Below are 25,220 nucleotides of genomic sequence, written 5' to 3' on the forward strand. Positions count from 1 at the left end.
ATAATATCACACTTGATTTGTTACGCACGGTTCCACCAGCCACTTCTGCCAGCTGGCCGTTACCTGAGCGCGTTCAGCGATGAAACAATCCAGCGCCACATGCCCAGGCTGCTCCTGCAAGGCCAGGTGATGCAGCTCGTCGCGCAGCGTGGTGTAGGCGCGGGTTAAAGCCTGCGCCTCCTGCTCGTCCATAATGTCGTTTTGCGCCAATAGTTCCAGAATGCGCACGTTATCCGACCAGCGCGTCAGCTTCGGCTTGTCGTGGGCGTGCAGCAGCACCAGATACTGGGTAATAAACTCAATATCGGTAATCCCGCCCTCGTCGGCTTTAATATCAAAGCGATCGCGATGTTTATTGCCTAAGTGCGCACGCATTTTCTCGCGCATTTCGCGCACTTCGGTCTGCAACGTACTGCCGTCACGCGGGGTGGTCATGACCTCCTTGCGGATGACGTCAAACTGCGTTTTGAGCTGCGGATCGCCATACACCACGCGTGCACGCACCAGCGCCTGATGCTCCCACGTCCAGGCTTCATTCTTCTGGTAATCGGCGAAGGATTCCGTTGAGGTCACCAGCATGCCCGCCGCGCCTGACGGACGCAGACGGGCATCCACTTCATACAAAATGCCCGACGAGGTGCGGGTGCTGAACAGGTGCATGATGCGCTGCGCCAGACGCAGGTAGAACTGGCGCCCGTCAATTTCACGCTCGCCGTCGGTCATCACGTCAACCGGGCAATCGTGCAGGAAAATAAGATCGAGATCAGAACTGTATCCCAGCTCCCAGCCGCCAAGCTTGCCGTAGCCCACCACCGCGAAGCCGCGACCCTCACGGTCGGCCAGGTGTTTCGGCTGGCCGTAGCGCGCCACCATCTGCACCCACGCCTGATGCACTACCGCGTCGATAATCGCTTCCGCAAGCCAGGTTAAGTGATCGCTCACTTTCATCACTGGCAGCGTTCCGGCGATATCCGCCGCCGCCACGCGCAGCATCTGCGCCTGCTTAAACTGGCGCAGCGCCTCAAGCTGTTGCTCTTCATCTTCTTCCGGCACGCGCAGCAGATACTGACGCAGCTCGTCGCGGTAGGCATCCGTCGCCGTGGGCTGATACAGCGTGTTCGGGTCGAGCAGCTCATCCAGCAGCAGCGGGTAACGTGCCAGCTTGTTCGCCACCATCGGCGACGCGGCACAGAGGGAAATCAGATGCTTGAGCGCCCCCGGAAACTCGCTCAGGAGCTCCAGATAGGTGGTACGCGTGATAATCCCGCTCAGCAGCGGCATCATGCGCGACAGCGGCACCGGCGCGTCCGCCCGCGAGCAGACCTCGCTCAGCAGGTGCGGCATCAGGTGATCCAGCACCTGCCGACCGCGCGGGCCAATGGCGCGTTTGTTCAGTTCGAGACGGAAATCCGCGATTAGCGCCACCACGCGATGACGGGCATCGTCACTCAGGTGCGCCAGCACGGGGGTCGTGTCATCTTCCTGAAGCGCGTCCTGCCACAGCTCGCGCCAGTGCTCGGAAAGCGCATCGTCCTGCGACTCACTTTCGTCATCGCCAATCAGGTCGTTAAAGATGCGGCGCACGCCCGCCATATGGGCATCCAGCCGCTCGGTTAACGCAGCCCAGTCATTCACGCGCATGCCCCAGGCCAGACGCGCCCGGTTCAGGTCGTCGCCCGGCAGAGTCTGGGTCTGTTCGTCGTTGATGCTTTGCAACAGATTTTCCAGACGGCGCAGGAACAGATAGGCCTCGCGCAGGGTTTGCGCGTCGCCTTCCGGCAGCAGGTGCAGCTGCTCGATGGCGCTCAGCGTCGGCAACAGCGAGCGGGACTGCAGCGATGGCTCGCGCCCGCCGCGAATAAGCTGGAAGACCTGCACGATAAATTCAATTTCGCGAATGCCGCCCGCGCCGAGCTTGATGTTGTCCTTCAGACCGCGACGGCGCACCTCACGGGCGATCATCCCTTTCATATTACGCAGGGACTGGATCACGCTGAAGTCGATATAGCGACGGAACACGAACGGGCGCAGCATGGCGCGCAGCTCGTTGGCGTAAGCGTCGTCGCTGTCGCCCATGATCCGCGCTTTGACCATCGCGTAGCGCTCCCAGTCGCGCCCCTGCTCCTGGTAGTAATCTTCCAGCGCGGCAAAGCTCAGCACCAGCGGGCCGCTGTCGCCAAACGGACGCAGGCGCATGTCCACGCGGTAGACAAAACCGTCCTGCGTGGGCTGGTCCAGCGCCTTAATCAGACGCTGGCCGAGGCGGGTAAAGAACTGGGCGTTGTCCAGCTCGCGTCGGCCGCCGCGCGTGGAGCCGTTCTCGGGCCAGGCAAAAATCAGGTCGATGTCGGAGGAGAAGTTCAGCTCACAGCCGCCGAGCTTGCCCATTCCCAGAATCAACAGCGGCTGAGGAACCCCTTCCTCGCTGCACGGCGTGCCCCACTCTTTACAGCAGGCGGCGTAGAGCCAGTCGCGCGCGGCGACAATCAGCGTTTGCGCCAGCTCGCTTAGCTGCTGCAAGGTGCTCTCTTCGCTTACCCGCTCCAGCGACTGCGCCCAGGCAATGCGTACCATGACCCGACGGCGGAACTGGCGAAGGACGCGCATCAGCGTCGCTTCATCCGCTACGTCTTCGAGTGCGGTTTGCAGCCAGCCCGCATAATGCTGCCACTCGTCCGCCTGTGGCGGTGCGTTCTCAAGCTCTGCCAGCCAGTCCGGGTTGGCGGCGATACTTTCCTGCACAAAATCACTGAAGGCGAGCACGCTCTTTGCCTGCTCGCTTAACGATGAGGCCGGTAATGACTCGGGCAGACGTTCGCAAACGGTCTGCCACTGCTGCTGTAATTGCGAAGAAAGCGGCATTATTGGGGTTCCTTGCCAGAGTTAACGTTTTCCGCTGTGCAGCCAGAACGGCTCCTGCGAAATGGCCTCGTTACGGAAATGCTCAATCTCAATATGCTGGCGGGTTTCAATGGCGTGTTTCAGCCCCTGCCAGTTCTCCAGCCAGGCCTGCGCCTTCACGCCGTCATAAGCTCCAGACAGAAGCACCATGCTGTCGATATTGCGCGAAAGACGGGGAAGCTGATCGCCATACTGATCGCCCAGCGGGCAGGCAAACGTGGTCTTCAGTTCGGCGGCATGGCGGGAAAGATGAATATCCGCGAAACGTTTGAAGTTTTCCGCGATTTTTGTTTGCGCTTTTGCATCAAGGAAAGTACGCCAGCCTCGCGTCACCAGAAACTCGGTCAGCGCCAGTTTTGCCGTGGCGGTTTGCGGGCTGTAGATTGCCGTTTGCGCGGATACGTCCGAGAGTATCAGCGCTTCGGTTTGCGTCAGCAGATCGCGTAAGTGAGCACTCGCTTTGCGAGGAACGATACCGCCGAACAACGCAAGAGTATGACGCACCAGGGCAATAGCCGCCAACACGTGGGATTTCGCGTTTTTCACATTACGCACCCACAGCTCTTCGTGGTACTGCCACTGGGAAAGCGCCAGCTCCAGCGCGGCTTCCAGACCCTGTTCAACGCTGGCTTTCGGCGCAACGTGCAAAATGGTCGTCTCTTTCAGCACGCGCGGCGCATTTCCGGCGGCCAGATGGTAGCCCCGCGCGGCTTTACTCAGGCTTCCTTGACGTAATCCGGACTGGTTCACCAGCCTGCGTGCCAGCTTCAGCACGTCGTTGGCGTCGCCTTCCAGCAGTTCAAGCTCCAGTTCGCAAATCGGCTCCTGGATCTCCCCCGCCTTCACCTCGCCCAGATCGAGGGCGATTTCAATGCGGCTTTTGCCTTCCGTCACCAGCCATTTTTCGCGCCAGAAATCGGTGCTGAACAGCGGCTGTACTTCTGCGGATAAGGTTGCCGGGAGAGTGCCTTCCGGCCAGACCTCAGCCGGAAAACGTTCAAGCTCAAGTTCTGGCTTACTGATGTCGATATTGTATTCCGGACGCTGGTGCAAACCGCCCACCACGCGACCGGCAATTTTCATCGTCATCTCGTAGCGCCCGCTCGCGCCACGGATGCGCAGGCCCATATCGTGACGACGCAGCCAGTTATCCGGCGTTTCGTAATAGATATTAAGCAGTTGTACCGGTTCATGGTGTTCGCCGGAAAGCGTGTGCAGATGCTGACGGAGCGCGTCAACGCTGTCTTTTTCGACGATAAACTTTAATTCGATTTCTTGTGCCATAGCCTTGTACTTTTGCCTGCGTCACAGACGCGTCGATGAAGGCGAACTTCCTCGCCATTTGTTTGTCAGTACATAGTATTTTGCGCCAAATTACCACGCAATGAGCAATTTGACGGGCGTAAAAGTTTGAAGAGGTGGAAATCACGACACAGATGATTCCGATTGATGACGAATCCTTTGCGTAGAGACACTGATACCACTACTATCGTTCCACTATTTATGAAAATAACGACTGATATGCTTAAATTACGCCTGATTGGACTTACTTTACTCGCTTTTAGCGCCGCAACCGCGGTCCACGCTGAAGAGAAGCGTTACGTTTCTGATGAACTGAACACCTGGGTACGCAGTGGCCCTGGGGACAATTATCGCCTCGTGGGCACGGTAAATGCCGGCGAGGAAGTGGTTCTGTTACAAACCAATGCAGACACCAACTACGGTCAGGTACGCGACAGCTCCGGCCGCACCTCCTGGATCCCGCTGAAAGAGCTGAGCAACGTGCCAAGCCTGCGCACCCGCGTGCCGGACCTGGAAAACCAGGTGAAAACCCTGACCGATAAGCTGACCAACATCGATAACACCTGGAACCAGCGCACGGCAGAAATGCAGCAGAAAGTGGCCCAGAGCGACGGTGTGATCAACGGTTTGAAGGAAGAGAACCAGAAGCTGAAAAACGAGCTGATTGTCGCGCAGAAGAAAGTGAATGCCGCCAACCTGCAGCTTGATGATAAACAGCGCACCATCATCATGCAGTGGTTCATGTATGGCGGCGGCGTGCTGGGCGTCGGTCTGGTGCTGGGTCTGGTGCTGCCAATGCTGATCCCAAGCCGTAAGCGCAAAGACCGCTGGATGAACTAACTCGTCTTCTCTGCCACACTTACGTATTATCTTGCGAAAAGAGAAAACGGGAGCGTTGGTGTGAAGAGTTATCTGGTCGGTGGTGCGGTACGTGATGCGTTGTTAGGTCTGCCGGTCAAAGATAAAGACTGGGTGGTGGTAGGTGCCACCCCCGAAGAGATGCTCGACGCGGGCTACCAGCAGGTAGGCCGCGATTTTCCCGTTTTTCTTCATCCTAAAAGCCGTGAAGAGTACGCCCTGGCGCGTACCGAACGAAAATCCGGCTCTGGCTATACCGGTTTTACCTGCTATGCCGCCCCGGATGTGACGCTGGAGCAGGATCTGCTGCGCCGCGATCTCACCATCAACGCCCTTGCGCAGGACGAGCACGGCCAGATCATTGATGCCTACGGCGGTCAGGACGATCTGCGCGACCGTCTTTTACGTCACGTTTCCCCGGCTTTTTCTGAAGATCCGCTCCGCGTGCTGCGCGTGGCGCGTTTCGCCGCGCGTTATGCGCATCTCAGTTTCCGTATCGCTGATGAAACCATGGCGCTGATGACCGCGATGACCGAAGCGGGCGAACTGGAACACCTGACGCCAGAACGCGTCTGGAAAGAGACGGAAAACGCCCTCACGACCCGCAACCCGCAGGTCTTTTTCCAGGTGCTGCGCGACTGTGGCGCGCTGAAAGTGCTGTTCCCGGAAATCGACGTGCTGTTCGGCGTCCCCGCCCCGGCGAAATGGCACCCGGAAATTGATACCGGTATTCATACCCTGATGACGCTCAGCATGGCCGCCATGCTCAGCCCGGACGTGGACGTGCGTTTTTCCACTCTGTGCCACGATCTCGGCAAAGGGTTAACGCCGAAGGCGTTCTGGCCGCGCCATCACGGACACGGTCCGGCAGGCGTGAAGCTGGTCGAAGGCATTTGCCAGCGGCTGCGCGTGCCGAATGAGATCCGCGACCTGGCAAAACTGGTGGCAGAGTTCCACGATCTCATCCATACCTTCCCGATCCTGAAACCGGCCACCATCGTTAAGCTGTTCGATAATATCGACGCCTGGCGTAAACCCCAGCGCGTGGAGCAGATCGCCCTGACCAGCGAAGCCGACGTGCGCGGTCGCACCGGGTTTGAGGCCTGCGATTACCCACAAGGCCGTTTGCTGCGTGAAGCCTGGGACGTGGCGAAAGCCGTACCCACGAAAGATGTTGTTGAAGCAGGATTCAAAGGACCGGAAATTCGGGAAGAGTTGACGAAACGCAGGACAGAAGCCGTTGCGGCATGGAAGGAAAAGCGTTGCCCTCAGCCAAAAGACTGAGGGCCGTTGGTCATCAGAAGAAGACCACGTACACCGCAGCCGCGACGATAAAGCGGTAGATCGCGAACGGAATGAACGAGATACGCTTGATCAGCTGCAGGAAGGTTTTGATGGCAATCAGCGCCACGATGAAGGCGGTGATGAAGCCCACGGCGAACATCGGAATGTCGCCAGCCGTCAGGAAGTGATAGCTCTTATAGACGTCGAGTACGGTGGCACCCATCATCATCGGCACCGCCAGCAGGAATGAAAATTCCGACGCGGCATAACGGCTCACACCCATCAGCATGCCACCAGAAATGGTCGCCCCTGAACGCGAGAAGCCCGGCCACAGCGCCAGACACTGGAAGCAACCAATGATAAACGCCTGACGGTAGGTCATATCATCCAGACCTTCCGCACGCGGGGTTTTAGGTTTCAGCACTTCTGCTGCAATCAGCAGGAAACCGCCAACCACCAGCGCATACATCACGTTAATCGGGTTAAACAGCGATTTGATGGTGTCGTGGAATACCAGCCCCAGCACGACCGCCGGGACCATGCCGAGCAGAATGTGAATCAGCGTCAGACGGCCCTTGCCTTCCCCTTCACGCTGCGGCAAACGTCCAAAGTGAATGCCGATCAGGCCAAACAGACGACGCCAGAACATCACCACAACCGCCAGAATAGAACCCAGCTGAATCACCACTTCGAACGTCTTTGCGGTATCGCCCTCAAAGCCCAGCAGGTGGCCGACGATAATCATATGGCCCGTACTGGAAACCGGCAAAAACTCCGTCAATCCTTCGACCACACCCAGTATTGCCGCCACCAGCAGCGAGTGCATATCGCTCATCTATAAACCCCTAAAAAGATATAAAAAAACGGTGTCCCACGTGGACAACCGTGAAAGATACAGCTTTATGACCGGTATAACCTAAAATGGTTTAGCGATTATGACGTTAAATCTTTGCTTTCAGATTATTGCCACGCTCGATAATCACGCCTACGTTGGCAGCGCGCGCTACCGCCCCCGGTTTGCTTAACTTGATGCGTACCCATGGCGAGTTAAATTTGGTCAGCAGTAGCTCCGCCACCTCTTCCGCCACGCGTTCCACCAGCGCAAAACGCTGCCCTTCCACATGGTTGATGACCGTTTCACTGATGTCGGCATAGCTCAGACAGTCATTCACATCGTCGCTTTTTGCCGACGCGCGGTTATCCCAGCCCATTTCGATATCGAACACCAGCTTCTGCTCAATGGTCTGTTCCCAGTCGTAAACACCAATAGTGGTGATTACCGAAAGTTGCTCTATAAATACAATATCCATCACGACCTGCCTGCTTTTTGGCTAAACCGGATACCACTTCCGGCGAATTATGCGTATTATCCACAGATGCTGAGAATACAGATACATTTTCAAAACGGAACAGCGTTATGAGTGCAATCGCGCCTGGAATGATTATCCTCGCCTACCTTTGCGGCTCAATCTCCAGCGCCATTCTGGTCTGCCGCATCGCCGGGTTGCCTGACCCACGCGAAAGTGGTTCCGGGAATCCGGGGGCGACCAATGTACTACGAATTGGCGGCAAGGGAGCAGCCGTAGCGGTTTTGATTTTTGATGTTCTGAAAGGGATGCTACCCGTCTGGGGCGCGTATGCGCTGGGCGTCACGCCGTTCTGGCTCGGTCTTATCGCCATCGCCGCCTGCGTCGGCCATATCTGGCCCGTTTTCTTTGGTTTTAAAGGCGGAAAAGGCGTTGCGACGGCCTTCGGTGCGATTGCACCTATCGGCTGGGATCTCACCGGCGTGATGGCCGGGACCTGGCTGCTCACCATTCTTCTGAGCGGCTACTCGTCGCTGGGCGCGATCGTCAGCGCGCTGATTGCCCCGTTCTACGTCTGGTGGTTTAAACCCCAGTTCACCTTCCCGGTGTCGATGCTCTCCTGCCTGATCCTGCTGCGCCATCACGACAATATTCAGCGCCTGTGGCGTCGTCAGGAAACCAAGATCTGGACGAAGCTCAAGCGTAAGAAGAAAGACGCTAAATAAAGCGTTCGTTATGCCTTATAACCAAATGTGATTTTGGTCACCTTCTGCCTGTGGTAACTGTTAGAGACACAACACAACCACACAAAAAGAAAAATGGCAGAAATCACAGATACAACTCCCCTTTCAACGGCAGGAAGCACCCCGGATGGCGACATCAAGTGGGTGCGCAGCGCATCGGACGTTTCACGTCTGATTAACGACGGCTCTCAGGGCCGGGCTAACGCCCGTATCGTGGTCGGTATCGCGCTGGGCGGTATTTTTCTCGACGCGTACGATCTCGGCGCGCTGGCGTTTGGCATCAAGGACATTACCCGCGAATTCAATTTAACCCCTGCCGGCACCGGCATGGTGGCGTCGGCCATTACCTTCGGTGCCATCGTCGGGGCACTGCTCGGCGGCTATCTCACGGATAAAATCGGGCGCTACCGCGTGTTTATGGCCGATATGGTCTTCTTCGTCGTCGCCGCTATCGCCTGTGCGCTGGCTCCGAACGAATATGTGCTGGCGGGCGCGCGCTTTGTGATGGGGCTCGGCGTAGGGATCGACCTTCCCGTGGCGATGGCGTTTCTCAGCGAGTTCGCCAGACTGAAAGGTCCGGGAAACAAAGCTTCCAGCGTCGCGATGTGGTGCCCTACCTGGTATGCGGCCATCAGCGTCTCCTACCTGCTGGTGCTCTTCTTCTACGCCGTGCTGCCGGAAAGCCACAGCGACTGGCTCTGGCGCCTGATCCTCGGCTTTGGCGCGGTGCCCGCGCTGGTGATTATCGCCATTCGCAGCCGTTACATGAGCGAGTCTCCGGTCTGGGCGGCGAATCAGGGCAACCTGAAAGAGGCGGCATCCATTTTGCGGCAGTCGTACAACATCAACGCCCACGTGCCGCAGGATGCCCTTGACCAGCCCGCGCCGGTGGTTAACAAGGCAAAATGGTCGAACTACCTCAACCTGTTCCGGGGCAATTATCTGCGGCGTACCACCCTCGCCACGCTGCTGTCGGTGGTCTCCTCGTTTGCCTATAACGCCGTGGCCTTTGGCCTGCCGGTGATTATTTCAAGCTTCTTCGTGCAGTCGATGCTCACCACTATTTTGATCTCGCTGGTGCTTAACCTGCTGTTTGCGTTTGTTGGCGGATTACTGGCGGTGCGCTATGTTCCACGCTTCGGCGCGTGGCGGATGTCGCTCGCGGGCTATGCCTGCCAGCTTGTGGCGCTGCTCGGGCTGGCGCTGATAGGCCGACCGGAAGGTGCTTCTGAAGGGGTGCTTGCTGTTTCGATGCTGGCGCTATTCCTGTTCGGTCAGGGCTTTGGCCCGGGTGCGCATACCATGACGTTTGCGTCACTGAGCTACCCGACCTCGCTGCGCGGCGTGGGCGTGGGCCTCAACCAGACGCTGATGCGCAGCAGCTCGACGCTGTCGCTATTCCTGTTCCCGCTGCTGGTTGCTTCGCTGGATACCGCCGTGTTCTGGGTGATTGCGCTGGCACCGTTTATCGGCCTGGCGTCGCTGCTGGCGATCCGCTGGGAGCCGTCCGGGTATGATGTGGATGCGGAGGATTATCGCTAGCCTTTCCTGCCGGGTGGCGCTGCGCTTACCCGGCCTACACTGCGCATTATCTTGTAGGCCCGTGCAAGCGTAGCGCCGCCGGGCGAAAATCACATGAGCCGTTTTTTATCCATAAGCGACTCATATGACAGCCTTCATTTCTGCCAGGGCATACTGAAACGACCCCGATGATGAGCAGATGGATGCAGCATGTTAGCAGCTCAGGTCACTGATAATTCATACAAAGGCTGGCAGGCATCGCTTGCCCTGCAGTTTTGTCACACCCCTGAGAAAACCTTCCTGTACTCCGCTCATCACGTCGGGCCGCTTACCGTCCAGCGTCCGTTTTACCCCGAAGGGGAAACCTGCCACCTTTATCTGCTTCACCCGCCCGGCGGGATTGTGGGTGGCGATACGCTGGACATTTCCGTTCGGCTGGACGCCAAAAGCCATGTGCTTATCACCATGCCCGGTGCCAGCAAGTTCTATCGCAGCAGCGGCCCGCAGGCCCGTCTGAGCCAGCACTTTTATCTCGATGAAGACGCCACCCTGGAATGGCTGCCGCAGGACACCATTATTTTTCCCGGTGCGCATGCCGCGTTGCGCTCCGTCTTCCACCTGAAGGCCTCCAGCACGCTGCTGACGTGGGAGCTGTACTGCCTGGGCCGCCCGGTGATCGGTGAGACCTTCAGCCACGGCACGCTGGAGAGCCGTCTTGAGGTGTGGGTCGACGACGAACCGCGCCTGATTGAGCGCCAGCATCTTAGCGACGGCGATCTCACGCCCGTAGCCGGACATCCTTGGCTCGGCACGCTGCTGTTCTATCCGGCTGTCGACGATCACCTCGACGCGGTACGCGAGCGGCTCGCGCCACTGGAAAATTATGCCGGGGCAACGCTCACCGATGGCCTGCTGTCGGTGCGTTTTCTCTCCCACGACAACCTGATTTGCCAGCGGGTGATGCGCGATATCTGGCAGTCGCTTCGCCCGCTCCTCACCACCAAACCCGCCTGTTCGCCGCGTATCTGGCAGACATAAGAGAAACGTTATGGAACTGACCCCCAGAGAAAAAGACAAGCTGTTGCTGTTCACCGCCGCGCTGGTTGCCGAACGCCGCCTTGCGCGCGGGGTAAAGCTCAACTACCCGGAATCGGTCGCGCTGATCAGCGCCTTCATTATGGAAGGCGCGCGCGATGGCGAAACCGTCGCCTCGCTGATGGAGGCGGGCCGCCACGTCCTGAGGCGCGACCAGGTAATGGAGGGCGTCCCGGAGATGATCCCGGATATTCAGGTGGAAGCCACCTTCCCGGACGGTTCCAAGCTCGTCACCGTCCACAACCCGATCGTCTAAGGAGCGCGTGATGATCCCAGGTGAATATCAGATCAAACCGGGCAATATCAGCTTTAACGTCGGGCGAGAAACCCAAAGCGTGGTTGTCGAAAACCACGGCGACAGGCCGATCCAGGTCGGATCGCACTACCACTTTTACGAGGTCAATCCGGCGCTGAAGTTCGATCGGGAAGCCACCAGGGGCTACCGACTGAACATCCCGGCGGGCACCGCCGTGCGCTTCGAGCCCGGCCAGAAGCGGGAAGTAACGCTGGTGCAGATCGCGGGTGCACAGCGGATTTTCGGTTTTCGCAGTGCCGTGATGGGAGAGGTGAAACATGGCTGAGATTTCACGCCGGGCGTATGTCGATATGTTCGGCCCCACCACGGGGGATAAAGTGCGGCTGGCCGATAGCGAGCTGTGGATCGAAGTGGAAGACGATCTCACGATCTACGGCGAAGAAGTCAAATTCGGCGGCGGGAAGGTGATCCGCGACGGCATGGGCCAGGGGCAGATGACCGCTGACGCCTGCGTGGATCTGGTTCTCACCAACGCGCTGATCGTCGATCACTGGGGGATCGTGAAAGCCGATATCGGCGTCAAGGACGGGCGGATCTTCGCCGTGGGCAAAGCCGGGAACCCGGACATTCAGCCCGGCGTGACGATCCCGATTGGCGCCGCGACGGAAGTGATCGCCGCCGAGGGGAAGATCGTCACCGCTGGCGGGATCGACACCCACATCCACTGGATCTGCCCGCAGCAGGCGGAAGAGGCGCTGGTTTCCGGCGTCACCACCATGATCGGTGGCGGCACCGGGCCTGCGGCAGGCACCAACGCTACCACCTGCACGCCAGGACCGTGGTATATCGCCCGCATGCTGCAGGCTGCCGATACCCTGCCGGTGAATATCGGCCTGCTCGGCAAAGGTAACGGCTCCAACCCGGATGCCCTGCGCGAGCAGATTGCCGCCGGTGCTATCGGGCTGAAAATTCACGAAGACTGGGGCGCAACGCCTGCAGCGATCAACTGCTCGCTGGAGGTCGCTGACGAGATGGATATTCAGGTGGCGCTGCACAGCGACACGCTGAACGAGTCCGGTTTTGTCGAAGACACGCTGGCCGCCATCGCCGGGCGCACCATCCACACCTTCCACACCGAAGGGGCGGGCGGCGGCCATGCGCCGGATATCATCACCGCCTGCGCGCACCCGAATATTCTGCCTTCCTCCACCAATCCGACGCTGCCCTACACGGTCAATACCATCGACGAGCATCTCGACATGCTGATGGTCTGCCACCACCTTGACCCGGATATCGCCGAGGACGTGGCGTTTGCCGAATCCCGCATTCGTCGTGAAACCATCGCCGCTGAAGACGTGCTGCACGACATCGGCGCATTCTCGCTCACCTCGTCAGATTCGCAGGCCATGGGCCGCGTCGGAGAAGTAATTATCCGCACCTGGCAGGTGGCGCACCGCATGAAAGTCCAGCGCGGCGCGCTGCCGGAAGAGACCGGCGAGAACGATAACTTCCGCGTGAAGCGCTACGTCGCCAAATACACCATTAACCCGGCGCTCACTCACGGCATCGCCCACGAAGTCGGTTCGATTGAGGCGGGCAAGCTGGCGGATCTGGTGGTCTGGTCCCCGGCGTTCTTTGGCGTCAAACCCGCCACCATCGTCAAGGGCGGGATGATCGCCTGCGCGCCGATGGGTGATATCAACGCCTCGATCCCGACGCCGCAGCCGGTGCATTACCGCCCGATGTTTGGCTCGCTGGGTGCCGCGCGCCACGCCACCCGGCTGACGTTTATCTCGCAGGCCGCCAGTGCGAACGGCATCCCGCAGCAGCTCAACCTGCAGAGCGCCACGGCGGTAGTGAAAGGCTGCCGGACGGTGAAAAAGGCGGACATGATCCACAACGGCCTGCAGCCGAATATCACCGTCGACTCACAAACCTACGAGGTGCGCGTCGACGGTGAACTGATAACCAGCGAACCGGCTGACGTTCTGCCGATGGCGCAACGCTATTTCCTGTTTTGAGGAGTGATGATGATCTATTTAACCCAACGCCTGGACCATGCCCACCCCGTCACCGCCAGCGTCACGCTGCCGATTGACGTACGGGTGAAAAGCCGCGCCCGCGTATCGCTGAACGACGGCCGCGAAGCCGGGCTGATGCTGCCGCGCGGCCTGCTGCTGCGCGGGGGCGACCTGCTGACTACCGACGACGGCAGCGAGGTTGTCGAGGTGTTCGCCGCCCCGGAGTCGGTTTCCGTGGTGCGCTGCGCCGATCCGTTCCTGCTCGCCCGCGCCTGCTACCACCTGGGCAACCGCCACGTGCCGCTGCAGATCATGCCCGGCGAGCTGCGCTATCACCACGACCACGTTCTCGACGACATGCTGCGCCAGTTCGGGCTGGAAGTGGCCTACGCCAGCCTGCCGTTTGAACCGGAAGCGGGCGCTTACACCAGCGATGCCCACAGCCACTCTCACGCTCATTCACATTAAGGATTAATCATGCGTAAGTATTTACCTCTGCTGCTTCTGGCCTTTTCCGTTCCCGCGCTCGCGCATCCCGGCCACGGTGCCGACAGCTTTCAGGCCGGTTTTCTCCACCCGCTGACCGGGCTCGATCATCTGCTGATGCTGACCGGTGCGGGCGTGCTCTCGGCGCTGAGCGGTCGCAAACTCCTGCTGCCGTTTGCCACCCTCGGGATGATGCTTGTCGGTGCGATTGCGGGCAGCCTGCTCGGCGGCTTCAGCGGCATGGAGATGCTGATTATCGCCTCGCTGGCGGTATCCGGCGTGATGATGTTTAAAACTGAAAACCGCCTGCTGCTGGCGGTGCCTGCCCTGGCGATGTTCCACGGCTGGGCGCACGGCGTGGAGATGTCCGGCCACAGCTTCTGGCTCTTCACCAGCGGCTTTATGCTGGCCAGCGCCACGGTGCTGTGCGCCAGCTTTGCCGCGGGGCTGCTGCTGCGTCGTCACGACGGCCTGCGTAAGACCTTCGGCGGCGGGCTGATCGTCTCCGCCCTGCTGGCGTTGATGAGCTGATGGAGCACGCCCGCCAGCGGCTGCGCCTGATGCAGCTCTCCAGCAGTAGCCTGCCGGTCGGATCGTTTACCTGGTCGCAGGGGCTGGAGTGGGCCGTTGAGGCGGGCTGGGTCACGGACGCCGACGCCTTTAAACGCTGGCAAATCCAGCAGATGGAGCAGAGTTTTTTCTGCGTCGATCTGCCGCTGTTTATCCGTCTTTATCAGGCCTGTGAGCAACGCGATCTTACACATGCAAAACGCTGGACGGCATACCTTCTCGCCTGCCGGGAAACGCGCGAGCTGCGCGAAGAAGAGCGCAACCGCGGGGCGGCCTTTACGCGACTGATTAAGAGCTGGGAACCTGAGTGTCCGCCCGAGTGGCTACCGCTGTTTATGCAAAGCCAGCTCGGCGGCATGGCCTGGCTCGGCGTGCGCTGGGGTATTGGCGCGCGCGAGCTGGCGCTGAGCCTCGGCTACAGCTGGATGGAGAGCGCGGTGATGGCGGGCGTCAAGCTGGTGCCGTTTGGGCAACAGGCTGCGCAGCAGCTGATTATCGACCTGGGCGACCACTACGCCGCTGGTGTTGAACAGGCATTTTTACGTCGCGACGACGCGCTGGGGGCAGCAACGCCGCTTTCCGCCATCGCCTCCGCGCGCCACGAAACCCAATATTCACGACTATTCCGTTCCTGAGGAGTCAATATGGCTGATTACAAACATCCCCTGCGCGTGGGCGTGGGCGGCCCGGTAGGGTCGGGCAAAACCGCGCTGCTGGAAGCGCTCTGCAAGGCGATGCGCGATACCTACCATCTCGCGGTGGTGACCAACGATATCTACACCAAAGAGGATCAGCGCATCCTGACCGAGGCGGGTGCGCTGGAGCCGGAGCGCATCGTGGGCGTGGAAACGGGCGGCTGCCCGCACACGGCCATCCGCGAAGACGCCTCAATGAACCTGGCGGCGGTGGAAGCGTTAAGCGAGAAGTTCGGCAATCTGGATCTGATCTTCGTTGAAAGCGGTGGCGACAACCTGAGCGCGACCTTCAGCCCGGAGCTTGCGGATCTGACTATTTACGTGATCGACGTGGCCGAAGGGGAAAAAATCCCGCGCAAGGGCGGGCCGGGAATCACCAAATCCGATTTTCTGGTGATCAATAAAACCGACCTCGCGCCGTACGTGGGGGCGTCGCTGGAGGTAATGGAGCGCGACACTAATCGCATGCGCGGCGAGCGTCCGTGGACGTTTACCAACCTGAAAGCGGGTGACGGGCTGGCGAAGATCATTGCGTTTCTGGAAGAGAAAGGGATGCTGCGGATCTGAAAAAAGGCCTGGCATAACGCCAGGCCGTGATTGTTATTTGCAGCTGTTATTGGAAGACCCTTGTTGGCGCCATGCGCCCCACTGGCCGCCGGTTCCCGGCGTTTCTTGCCCCGGGTTGACATACCACTGGTTGAGCCAAACTTTACCGTTGTAAGACACTTTGGCGCATCGGGTTGGATAGGCAATTTTGGCGTTATAGGCCGGTGCCGCAGGATTTACCGGTGTGTCATCTTTTGCCGGGGTGTCATCCTTAGCCGGTACCGCCGGTTTACTGACGATGATGGTCATGCTGTCCGTCGCGGTTCGCCCATCCGCGCCGGTCGTCGTCAGTGTAAAGGTCGCTTCACCCTCGCTGTTGGCAGGAATGACGGCATAGGCATGCGCGCTGTCCACGCTCTTCACCAGCGTGCCGTTCAGTGTCGCCTCCAGCGAGAAGGTTTCTGCCCCTTTCGTCACACGCCAGTTATACGATTTGGCATTCAGGCTCTTACTGCCGTCCAGCGCGTAGGTGATCACCCCCGTGGTCGGAGAAACCAGAGCGTAATCTGCGCCTGCCACAGCCGTTGGAGCCGGCACGACAGGCGTGCTACCGTCTTTGAGCGCCATAATACGGGCCACCGCACGCTCCATGTCAGGTTGAGTACCCACTTTTGCCGAATCTCCGTTGGCCAGTGGCGTTCCGGTCTCCGCCAGAATCTGACGCATCTGCAGCGGTGTCACGGTAATACCGTTGGCTTTGGCGATGCCTGACAGGCTGGCTACCACACCCGCAATAATCGGGTTCGAGGAAGAAGTTCCGGCAAACGTCGCGGTATAAGAATCGTTAACGCCGCCATTTTTATAGAGATCGCCATAACCTGTGCTCACTACGTCCCAGCAGCCCCATGCAGAGCTGGTGACGCGCGAACCATAGGTGCTGAACGACGCTTTTTTACCGTCTTTTGCACAAAACGCACCCGCCAGGATAGCCCCGGAGTCCCGCACGTTCACGTCAAACTCCCCCTGGAAGCCTGGGCTATCCAGGTTGACGTTCCCGTTACCTGCCGCCTCAATAACGTGAACGCCTTTATCCGTCAGCGCTTTAATCACATCGTAATAGGCGGGCTCGGACTCCATTGCCACCCAGCAATCCTTCTGACAACCCGCTGGATAACCGCCCGCTACGTGTACCCCGATCTGCACCACATCGCCAGCGTTTAGCAACGGAATTAAATTATAGAGGTTATTATGCGCTGAGGCCGCGTACCCCAGTCGGCTTTTCCAGCTTATCCCTCGAATACCGGTGCCAATATCTTTCGCTGCCATAATCCCGACGGAAGCGGTGTCATGATCTTGCTTTTCAACATACGTTGTCTTTCCAGAGCTGAGGCTCATTGGCGGTAAGTTGAGGTGGTGGGTATTCCAGGGATAAATCTCCGTTGAAATAATCGTCACCCCTTCACCCGCACTGCCTGCATAGCGATCAACGCTTTCGCGGTTTACGCCCCCATATAATAACCGGCGCGCTTAACATCAGGTGCTTTGAGATAATCCTGCTTATTGCGAAAATCCGGAACGGCAGCAGACGTTAAATTATTATTTACCGAAGATTTAACCTGCGGCGTAAGGGCGTTTTCATCCAGCGACACCGGTTCGGCCTCCGGATAAACAAACTCTACGTTCTGATTCTGCTCCAGCTCAGTAATAATATGGTTAATGTAGGTTTTATCCTGACGTTTATCTTGCGGTAACGCGATACGCAGATAACGGTCAAAGCCATAGCGTTTATTGAGTTCCGTTAACACGGATGACTGATTTGAACTCCGCAAATTAGTCGGCCGAAACATATTTGTGGTGATAAGGGAAGGATCATTCAGGGTAATTTTATTGTTTGTCGCTTTTAGCAAACCTGTAGTGGGTTTTAGCTTGAGTACAATTGCTGTGTAGGTCGCATTGTCATGTGCAAACTCATTTTGCACATGATTTTCTGCCGTAGCGGAAAATGAAATTGCTGCACAAATAAAAAGGGACAAGGTACTTTTTTTCATGGTAATCACGGTTCCTTTGTGAATCGACATTTCTCCTTTTTCAGTATCTGTGATACATGCACCGTGATGAATAAGAACTTCCTAATCTGGGGGAACGATCTTTCTATAATTGAATAAGAAAAATCTATACCTCGTTTCTTTATATTTCGCAACGCGAGGATACACCTGGATACAAAAACCGTAAAGATTAAGCATAATGAAATAATCAATATCCGCCGCCGCTAAAAATACTCTCATTGTTACTGCTATTTTACCGCAGCCTGGATTTTAATAACGATATATCTTGCGAGGGATTCCAACCCCGCCATTATCATGTAAGGGTTAATACGACGCATCATTATGGACATTAAAATCGTTATCGCTGAAGAATCCTCGTTGATTCGCCGCGGCTTATCCTCAATGATGCAACCGCTCTCGTTACCCGCCTCAGGCATGAATCAGAGATGTGTTTTGACCGGTGAAGCAGCCTCTTCCGCAGAACTTCTGTCGCTTCTTGGCCAGCATAACCCCGATATCGTTATCCTCAGCTATTCACTGACAACCAGCTTTAATCGCTCTCCTCTCACGGGTATGGACGGTCTGAAGCTGTTGAAATGGCTCCATCAGACTTATCCTACGCTCAGCATTATCCTGCTCTCGCCCTATGCAAACGCCATGTTTATTCGTCAGGCGCTAAAGGAAGGCGCCAGATCGTATTTGTCGCGGGATATCAACGAGAAAACCCTAAGCCAGGCGATTGCTACAGTTCTTAAAGGTGAGATCTATATCGAAAGTCAGCTGGTAAATATGCTTTTTCGTCATGAGATGACAGATATTGAAAAACTCTCGCCGCGGGAAATCGATGTGCTGCGTCTGATATGTAACGGATTAAATTTGAAGGAGATTGCACAACATATGCATCTGAGCATCAAAACAGTCAGTGCGCATAAGATCCGGGCGATGGAAAAGCTGGATGTGCAAAACGACTACCAGCTTTACTCTCTGATCATCAAGAACGAGATGTTCGACATCAGGTTATAAAACTCCCCCGCCGCGACGACGGGAGAGCCGTTCAGGCCTCAGGCAGCTCCGCCAGCGGCCAGCGCGGACGCACGGACACGCTCAGGTCGGACGTTGCGCCCGCATTCAGGCGCACCATACCCGCGTAAGCGATCATCGCGCCGTTATCGGTACAGAATTCCGGACGCGCATAGAACACTTCTCCGCGACGCTTTTGCATCATTTCGGCGAGCTTCGCGCGCAGCGTGCGGTTAGCGCTTACGCCACCGGCCATCACCAGGCGCTTAAAGCCGGTCTGATCCAGCGCGCGTTTGCACTTGATCATCAACGTATCCACCACCGCATCTTCAAACGCACGGGCGATGTCGGCACGCGTCTGCTCGTCGTTATCATTATTGCGGATAGTATTGGCCGCGAAGGTTTTCAGCCCGGAGAAGCTGAAGTCCAGCCCCGGACGGTCGGTCATCGGGCGCGGGAAGACAAAGCGCCCTTCCGTTCCCTGCGACGCCATTTTTGACAGCATCGGGCCGCCCGGGTAATCCAGCCCCAGCAGCTTGGCGGTTTTATCGAACGCTTCACCGGCGGCATCGTCGATCGACTCGCCCAGCAGCTCGTACTTGCCAATGCCCGTTACGCTAATCAGCTGCGTATGGCCGCCGGAGACCAGCAGCGCCACAAACGGGAATTCAGGCGGATTCTCTTCCAGCATCGGCGCCAGAAGGTGCCCTTCCATATGGTGAACCGGAATGGCCGGCACATCCCACGCGAACGCCAGCGAACGGCCAACCGTTGCGCCAACCAGCAGCGCGCCGACCAGGCCCGGGCCTGCGGTATACGCCACTGCATCAATCTCTTTTGCCGTTAATCCGGCTTCTTTCAGCGCCGCCTGAATCAGGGGAACCGTTTTACGCACGTGGTCACGAGAGGCCAGTTCCGGCACGACGCCGCCGTAGTCAGCGTGCAATTTCACCTGACTATACAGCTGGTTGGCCAGCAGCCCTTTTTCGTCGTCGTAAATGGCGATGCCGGTTTCATCGCAGGATGTTTCAATACCCAGTACACGCATGACTTGTTTTACCTCGTTTCAATACCGCGCAGTGTAGAGCCTGGGCGGGTTGATGTAAAACTTTGTTCGCCCCAGGAAGAAGGCTCGTGTATACTCCTCACCCTTATTAAAGTCCCTTTCAAAATCGCATCGGTGCTTTACAAAGCAGCAGCATTTGCAGTAAAATTCCGCACCATTTTGAAATAAGCTGGCGTTGATGCCAGCGGCAAACCGAATTTATTAAAGGTGAGAGTTACATGCCGGTAATTAAAGTACGTGAAAACGAGCCGTTCGACGTAGCACTGCGTCGCTTCAAACGTTCATGCGAGAAAGCAGGTGTTCTGGCTGAAGTTCGTCGTCGTGAGTTTTATGAAAAACCAACGACCGAACGTAAGCGCGCTAAAGCTTCCGCTGTGAAACGTCACGCGAAGAAACTGGCTCGCGAAAACGCACGCCGTACTCGTCTGTACTAATTGGTTGAGGGCCTCAGCCCTCAATTGACAGACAGAGTAATAGTCGTAAGGCCGTGCTTCCGGAAGGAATGCGCGGCTTGTTTTCGTTTATAAGTCGCTTAAAATTTTGGGGCATATGGCCGGAAGAATCCCACGCGTTTTCATCAATGACCTGCTTGCCAGAACCGACATCGTCGATCTCATCGACGCGCGGGTAAAGCTAAAAAAGCAGGGCAAGAACTACCATGCGTGCTGTCCGTTCCATAATGAAAAAACCCCCTCCTTCACCGTAAACGGTGAAAAGCAGTTCTACCATTGCTTCGGCTGTGGCGCACACGGTAATGCCGTCGATTTTTTGATGAACTACGACAAGCTCGAGTTCGTTGAAACCGTCGAAGAGCTGGCGGCGATGCATAACCTTGAAGTGCCGTATGAAGCAGGCAGTGGGCCAAGTCAGATCGAGCGCCATCAACGGCAAACGCTGTATCAACTGATGGATGGCCTGAATTCGTTTTACCAACAGTCTCTTAAGCACTCTGCGGCTGAGCCTGCGCGTCAGTATCTGAACAAGCGCGGACTGAGCGACGATGTCATTGCGCGTTTCGCTATTGGTTACGCCCCGCCCGGCTGGGACAACGTGTTAAAGCGTTTTGGCGGCAATAGCGAAGATCGTAAGTCTCTCATCGATGCAGGCATGCTGGTCACCAACGACCAGGGACGAAGCTACGACCGCTTCCGTGAACGGGTGATGTTCCCGATCCGCGACAAGCGAGGCCGGGTAATTGGTTTTGGTGGTCGCGTGCTGGGTGATGCCCTGCCGAAGTACCTCAACTCCCCGGAAACCGATATTTTCCATAAGGGCCGCCAGCTGTACGGTCTTTATGAGGCGCAGCAGGATAATGCGGAACCTCCGCGTCTGCTGGTCGTCGAAGGCTATATGGACGTCGTGGCGCTGGCGCAGTACGACATCAACTACGCGGTTGCGTCGTTAGGTACGTCCACGACAGCCGATCATATTCAGCTGCTGTTCAGGGTGACCAACAACGTCATCTGCTGTTACGACGGTGACCGCGCAGGACGTGACGCCGCCTGGCGAGCGCTGGAAACCGCGCTACCTTATATGACCGATGGGCGTCAGCTACGCTTTATGTTTCTGCCCGACGGTGAAGACCCGGATACGCTGGTGCGTAAAGAGGGCAAAGCGGCGTTTGAAGCGCGGATGGAGCAGGCTCAGCCGCTCTCCACGTTTTTGTTTAACAGCCTGATGCCGCAGGTCGATTTGAGTACCCCTGACGGGCGCGCGCAGCTCAGTACGCTGGCGCTGCCGTTAATCAGCCAGGTGCCTGGCGAAACGCTGCGCATCTATCTGCGTCAGGAGCTAGGCAACAAGCTCGGCATTCTGGACGATAGCCAGCTTGAACGTTTAATGCCTAAACAGGCTGAAAACGGTGCGGTTCGCGCCGCGCCTCAGCTAAAACGCACAACCATGCGTATACTGATAGGGTTACTGGTGCAAAACCCCGAGCTTGCTCCGCAAGTGCCGTCGCTGGCGGGTTTGAACCACGAAAAATTGCCCGGACTTGGCTTATTTTCAGAACTGGTCAACACTTGTTTGTCTCAGCCAGGTCTGACCACCGGACAACTTTTAGAACATTATCGCGGCACAAAAGAGGCCGCTACCCTTGAAAAATTGTCGATGTGGGACGATATAGCAGATAAGGACATTGCAGAAAAAACGTTCACCGACTCGCTCAACCATATGTTTGATTCGATGCTTGAGTTGCGCCAGGAAGAGTTGATAGCTCGCGAGCGCACACACGGTTTGAGCAGCGAAGAACGCCGGGAGCTCTGGATGATTAACCAGGAACTGGCGAAGAAATAAAAAATTTAACGGCTTAAGTGCCGAATATCGATCGGGAAGCCCCCGGCAGCCGCACTGAGAGGCAGCGGCAAAAATATAAGTACGCCCTCGCTTTAAAGGTTGGCAGCCCCATCGCCGACACCAATCAAACGAAATAAGTGTGGATACCGTCTTATGGAGCAAAACCCGCAGTCACAGCTGAAACTTCTTGTCCAACGCGGTAAGGAGCAAGGCTATCTGACCTATGCCGAGGTCAATGACCATCTGCCGGAAGATATCGTCGATTCAGATCAAATCGAAGACATCATCCAAATGATCAATGACATGGGTATTCAGGTGATGGAAGAAGCACCGGATGCCGATGATCTGTTGCTGGCTGAAACCTCCAACAACACTGACGAAGATGCGGAAGAAGCTGCTGCACAGGTACTGTCCAGCGTGGAATCTGAAATCGGGCGTACCACTGACCCGGTCCGCATGTACATGCGCGAAATGGGTACCGTTGAACTGTTGACCCGCGAAGGCGAAATTGACATCGCTAAACGCATCGAAGACGGGATCAACCAGGTTCAGTGTTCTGTTGCTGAATACCCGGAAGCCATCACCTATCTGCTGGAACAGTACGATCGCGTTGAAGCTGAAGAAGCTCGCCTGTCCGATCTGATCACCGGCTTTGTCGATCCGAACGCTGAAGAAGATATGGCGCCTACCGCCACTCACGTCGGTTCAGAACTGTCTCAGGAAGAGATGGATGACGACGAAGACGAAGATGAGGAAGAAGAAGACGACAGCGACGACGACAACAGCATCGACCCTGAGCTGGCACGTGAGAAGTTCGGTGAGCTGCGTACCCAGTACGAAGTCACGCGTGACACCATCAAAGCGAAAGGCCGCAGTCATGCCGCCGCTCAGGAAGAGATCCTGAAGCTGTCTGAAGTGTTCAAACAGTTCCGCCTGGTGCCAAAACAGTTCGATTACCTGGTGAACAGCATGCGCGTCATGATGGATCGCGTACGTACCCAGGAACGTATCATCATGAAGCTGTGCGTTGAACAGTGCAAAATGCCGAAGAAGAACTTCATAACCCTCTTCACCGGCAACGAAACCAGCGAGACCTGGTTCAACGCGGCTATCGCGATGAACAAACCGTGGTCAGAAAAACTGCATGATGTGAAAGACGATGTGCAGCGCGGCCTGATGAAACTTCAGCAGATCGAAGAAGAAACTGGCCTGACCATTGAGCAGGTAAAAGACATTAACCGTCGTATGTCCATCGGCGAAGCGAAAGCCCGCCGTGCGAAGAAAGAGATGGTTGAAGCGAACTTGCGTCTGGTTATCTCTATCGCCAAGAAATACACCAACCGTGGTCTGCAGTTCCTGGATCTGATTCAGGAAGGCAACATCGGTCTGATGAAAGCGGTAGATAAGTTTGAATACCGTCGTGGTTACAAGTTCTCTACCTATGCGACATGGTGGATCCGTCAGGCGATCACCCGCTCTATCGCAGACCAGGCGCGCACCATCCGTATTCCGGTGCATATGATTGAGACCATCAACAAGCTCAACCGTATCTCCCGCCAGATGCTGCAAGAGATGGGCCGCGAGCCGACGCCGGAAGAGCTGGCTGAACGCATGCTGATGCCGGAAGACAAGATCCGTAAAGTGCTGAAGATCGCCAAAGAGCCAATCTCCATGGAAACACCAATCGGTGATGATGAAGATTCGCATCTGGGTGATTTCATCGAGGATACCACCCTCGAGCTGCCGCTGGACTCTGCCACCACCGAGAGCCTGCGTGCTGCCACGCACGACGTTCTGGCTGGCCTGACCGCCCGTGAAGCAAAAGTACTGCGTATGCGTTTCGGTATCGATATGAATACCGACCACACGCTGGAAGAAGTGGGTAAACAGTTCGACGTTACCCGCGAACGTATCCGTCAGATCGAGGCGAAGGCGCTGCGTAAGCTGCGTCATCCAAGCCGCTCTGAAGTGCTGCGTAGCTTCCTGGACGACTAATCTGTCCTGACAGCAAAAACTCCCTGCGGGGAGTTTTTTTTTGGGGATTTTCTACCGGGAGTACAAAAATTAGTAGGGGTGACCGCTTACATATGCAATTGTAAATGATATTTATTTTCATTATCATTTTTCTTTTCGTAAACTACTGTAAAGAAAAATTACATGAATTTCAAAACATTAAAAAATCAATCCCTCTGTGCGCTCGCGATTTCCCTGGCACTTCACGCGGGTTCTGTTTTGGCAAAGGACTTCACGGAAGATCAGTTTACCTCTCAGCCGCTGGGTCACGGCGTTTACGAACTGGCTTATGACGCTGGACAAAAGGCAGTCTACGCGGCCTCTGCCCCCTCTTTCGAGAAAGACAAAACCGCCGGTGAAGTGTTCCAGCTTGCGGCCGATTCACTAAACGTTAATGAGCGCATTACTACCCAGCGCCGCCCGTTTGCGGTTTCACTGGATGATGCCAGTCATATCCTGTGGTTAGGCAACGCGCTTGATGGCTCACTGACACTGCTGGATACCCGCACCAACAAAGAAGTGAAAACCCTCCAGCTTGCGGATGCTGAGAATAAAGCACACGTCCGCGAAGTGGTTCTTGATAAGAAACACCACCGCCTGTATGTCTCCGGCATCGGCAGCGAAGGCAAAGGCGTGCTGTGGGTCGTCGACACGCAAAAACAGACGTTGCTGCTGACCCACAAACAGATGGATCCGGTCGGTTTTGCGGTCGATGAAGCAGGCGATAAAGTTTACGCTGTGACCGGCAAAGGCGAGCTAATTACCCTGGATGGCAAAACCTCTCAGGTTCTCTCCCGCGTGAAGGTTGACCCCGCTGAACCTAAACACTACTTCCTGAACATCGCGTTGAACACTGCCAAAGGCGTTGGTTTTATTGCGGATACCAACACCCGTGACGTACTGGTTGTCCAGCTCGACTCCGGCAAAATTGTTCATCGCGTTCCAACACCGAACTCTATTGCCGCGGTCTACAACCCTGCGCGCGATGAAGTGTATGTTACCCATCGCAATGCCCGTCAGATAAGCGTTATCGATGCCAATACCTACAGCCTGAAACACACCGTCACAACGGCGGCGATGCCAAACAGCATGGTGCTTTCCCCTGACAACAAAACGCTGTTCGTCAGCGTGAAACAGGATGAAAAGGCCAACAAGGCTGACTATGTGCTCAAACTCGATTTAACCCCATTCTGAGG

24 protein-coding genes are annotated in these 25,220 nt (G+C 56.7%); 17 read left to right on the forward strand and 7 right to left on the reverse strand.

The annotated features are described in order from the left end of the window. Positions 1-6: 6 nt before the first annotated feature. Together glnE and AC2T6E_RS13495 are read right to left on the reverse strand one after the other, a co-directional pair. Entirely contained in the window at positions 7-2,865 is a 2,859-nt protein-coding gene (gene glnE, locus AC2T6E_RS13490; RefSeq protein WP_486692321.1) for a bifunctional [glutamate--ammonia ligase]-adenylyl-L-tyrosine phosphorylase/[glutamate--ammonia-ligase] adenylyltransferase, read from the reverse strand. Positions 2,866-2,883: 18 nt separating this feature from the next. Further along, complete coding sequence (locus tag AC2T6E_RS13495) at positions 2,884-4,185, reverse strand: CYTH domain-containing protein (protein ID WP_486692139.1); 1,302 nt, start codon at positions 4,183-4,185, stop codon at positions 2,884-2,886. 237 nt (positions 4,186-4,422) lie between these two features. On the opposite strand from AC2T6E_RS13495, the gene AC2T6E_RS13500 reads away from it, so the two are divergent. Beyond that, positions 4,423-5,043, forward strand: coding sequence for a TIGR04211 family SH3 domain-containing protein (locus AC2T6E_RS13500; protein WP_010435686.1), 621 nt, complete (start codon positions 4,423-4,425; stop codon positions 5,041-5,043). A 60-nt stretch (positions 5,044-5,103) separates the two neighbouring features. Next, positions 5,104-6,345, forward strand: coding sequence for a multifunctional CCA addition/repair protein (locus tag AC2T6E_RS13505; protein WP_341495288.1), 1,242 nt, complete (start codon positions 5,104-5,106; stop codon positions 6,343-6,345). 13 nt (positions 6,346-6,358) lie between these two features. Here AC2T6E_RS13505 and bacA read toward each other — a convergent pair whose 3' ends face one another. Further along, complete coding sequence (bacA, locus tag AC2T6E_RS13510) at positions 6,359-7,180, reverse strand: undecaprenyl-diphosphate phosphatase (RefSeq protein WP_010435693.1); 822 nt, start codon at positions 7,178-7,180, stop codon at positions 6,359-6,361. A 106-nt stretch (positions 7,181-7,286) separates the two neighbouring features. After that, entirely contained in the window at positions 7,287-7,655 is a 369-nt protein-coding gene (folB, locus tag AC2T6E_RS13515; protein WP_148400548.1) for a bifunctional dihydroneopterin aldolase/7,8-dihydroneopterin epimerase, read from the reverse strand. Positions 7,656-7,762: 107 nt separating this feature from the next. Here folB and plsY point away from each other — a divergent pair, with 107 nt between their 5' ends. The 10 genes from plsY to ureG all read left to right on the forward strand — a co-directional run bounded on the left by plsY (position 7,763) and on the right by ureG (position 15,606). Then, on the forward strand, positions 7,763-8,377 hold the full coding sequence (gene plsY / locus AC2T6E_RS13520; RefSeq protein WP_010435699.1) for a glycerol-3-phosphate 1-O-acyltransferase PlsY: 615 nt from the start codon (positions 7,763-7,765) through the stop codon (positions 8,375-8,377). A gap of 93 nt (positions 8,378-8,470) precedes the next feature. Further along, positions 8,471-9,937 carry an MFS transporter gene (locus AC2T6E_RS13525; RefSeq protein ID WP_486692143.1) on the forward strand — a complete coding sequence of 489 codons (1,467 nt, stop codon included), beginning with the start codon at positions 8,471-8,473 and terminating at the stop codon, positions 9,935-9,937. 189 nt (positions 9,938-10,126) lie between these two features. Beyond that, complete coding sequence (locus AC2T6E_RS13530) at positions 10,127-10,954, forward strand: urease accessory protein UreD (protein ID WP_148400547.1); 828 nt, start codon at positions 10,127-10,129, stop codon at positions 10,952-10,954. Positions 10,955-10,964: 10 nt separating this feature from the next. Beyond that, positions 10,965-11,267, forward strand: a complete 303-nt coding sequence (locus AC2T6E_RS13535; protein ID WP_006811999.1) for an urease subunit gamma — start codon at positions 10,965-10,967, stop codon at positions 11,265-11,267. Between the two features lie 10 nt (positions 11,268-11,277). After that, positions 11,278-11,592, forward strand: a complete 315-nt coding sequence (locus AC2T6E_RS13540; RefSeq protein WP_348553213.1) for an urease subunit beta — start codon at positions 11,278-11,280, stop codon at positions 11,590-11,592. Further along, the gene (gene ureC, locus AC2T6E_RS13545) at positions 11,585-13,288 is read left to right on the forward strand and encodes an urease subunit alpha (RefSeq protein WP_486692147.1); all 1,704 of its coding nucleotides are present in this window, start codon (positions 11,585-11,587) and stop codon (positions 13,286-13,288) included. The genes AC2T6E_RS13540 and ureC overlap by 8 nt, the downstream gene beginning before the upstream one ends. Before the next feature lie 9 nt (positions 13,289-13,297). Further along, the gene (gene ureE / locus AC2T6E_RS13550; RefSeq protein WP_182401792.1) at positions 13,298-13,756 is read left to right on the forward strand and encodes an urease accessory protein UreE; all 459 of its coding nucleotides are present in this window, start codon (positions 13,298-13,300) and stop codon (positions 13,754-13,756) included. 9 nt (positions 13,757-13,765) lie between these two features. Continuing rightward, entirely contained in the window at positions 13,766-14,305 is a 540-nt protein-coding gene (locus tag AC2T6E_RS13555; protein WP_063144822.1) for a HupE/UreJ family protein, read from the forward strand. Next, positions 14,305-14,979, forward strand: coding sequence for an urease accessory protein UreF (locus AC2T6E_RS13560; RefSeq protein WP_486692150.1), 675 nt, complete (start codon positions 14,305-14,307; stop codon positions 14,977-14,979). Before AC2T6E_RS13555 ends, AC2T6E_RS13560 begins: the two co-directional genes overlap by 1 nt. A gap of 9 nt (positions 14,980-14,988) precedes the next feature. Beyond that, positions 14,989-15,606, forward strand: a complete 618-nt coding sequence (gene ureG, locus AC2T6E_RS13565; RefSeq protein WP_486692152.1) for an urease accessory protein UreG — start codon at positions 14,989-14,991, stop codon at positions 15,604-15,606. 33 nt (positions 15,607-15,639) lie between these two features. Here the strand turns inward: ureG and AC2T6E_RS13570 are convergent, their stop codons facing one another. After that, complete coding sequence (locus AC2T6E_RS13570) at positions 15,640-17,040, reverse strand: S8 family serine peptidase (protein WP_486692154.1); 1,401 nt, start codon at positions 17,038-17,040, stop codon at positions 15,640-15,642. A gap of 44 nt (positions 17,041-17,084) precedes the next feature. Beyond that, positions 17,085-17,633, reverse strand: coding sequence for a hypothetical protein (locus AC2T6E_RS13575; protein WP_486692156.1), 549 nt, complete (start codon positions 17,631-17,633; stop codon positions 17,085-17,087). 339 nt (positions 17,634-17,972) lie between these two features. Between AC2T6E_RS13575 and AC2T6E_RS13580 the strand changes: the two genes are divergently transcribed. After that, positions 17,973-18,653 (forward strand): LuxR C-terminal-related transcriptional regulator, encoded by a 681-nt coding sequence (locus AC2T6E_RS13580; RefSeq protein WP_120158603.1) that lies wholly within the window; start codon positions 17,973-17,975, stop codon positions 18,651-18,653. Positions 18,654-18,684: 31 nt separating this feature from the next. Here AC2T6E_RS13580 and tsaD read toward each other — a convergent pair whose 3' ends face one another. Then, positions 18,685-19,698, reverse strand: coding sequence for a tRNA (adenosine(37)-N6)-threonylcarbamoyltransferase complex transferase subunit TsaD (tsaD, locus tag AC2T6E_RS13585; protein ID WP_010435734.1), 1,014 nt, complete (start codon positions 19,696-19,698; stop codon positions 18,685-18,687). Positions 19,699-19,934: 236 nt separating this feature from the next. Here tsaD and rpsU point away from each other — a divergent pair, with 236 nt between their 5' ends. The 4 genes from rpsU (at position 19,935) to yncE (ending at position 25,218) form a co-directional block, all read left to right on the forward strand. Further along, positions 19,935-20,150: a 30S ribosomal protein S21 gene (gene rpsU / locus AC2T6E_RS13590; protein WP_001144069.1), complete on the forward strand. Its 216-nt coding sequence runs from the start codon at positions 19,935-19,937 to the stop codon at positions 20,148-20,150. 115 nt (positions 20,151-20,265) lie between these two features. After that, positions 20,266-22,011: a DNA primase gene (dnaG, locus tag AC2T6E_RS13595; protein ID WP_089599648.1), complete on the forward strand. Its 1,746-nt coding sequence runs from the start codon at positions 20,266-20,268 to the stop codon at positions 22,009-22,011. A gap of 123 nt (positions 22,012-22,134) precedes the next feature. After that, the gene (gene rpoD, locus AC2T6E_RS13600; protein ID WP_260662717.1) at positions 22,135-24,006 is read left to right on the forward strand and encodes an RNA polymerase sigma factor RpoD; all 1,872 of its coding nucleotides are present in this window, start codon (positions 22,135-22,137) and stop codon (positions 24,004-24,006) included. 162 nt (positions 24,007-24,168) lie between these two features. Further along, positions 24,169-25,218 (forward strand): 7-bladed beta-propeller protein YncE, encoded by a 1,050-nt coding sequence (yncE, locus tag AC2T6E_RS13605; protein WP_486692161.1) that lies wholly within the window; start codon positions 24,169-24,171, stop codon positions 25,216-25,218. The last annotated feature ends 2 nt before the right edge of the window (positions 25,219-25,220 follow it).

This window comes from Enterobacter sp. B79-1 (assembly GCF_057444735.1).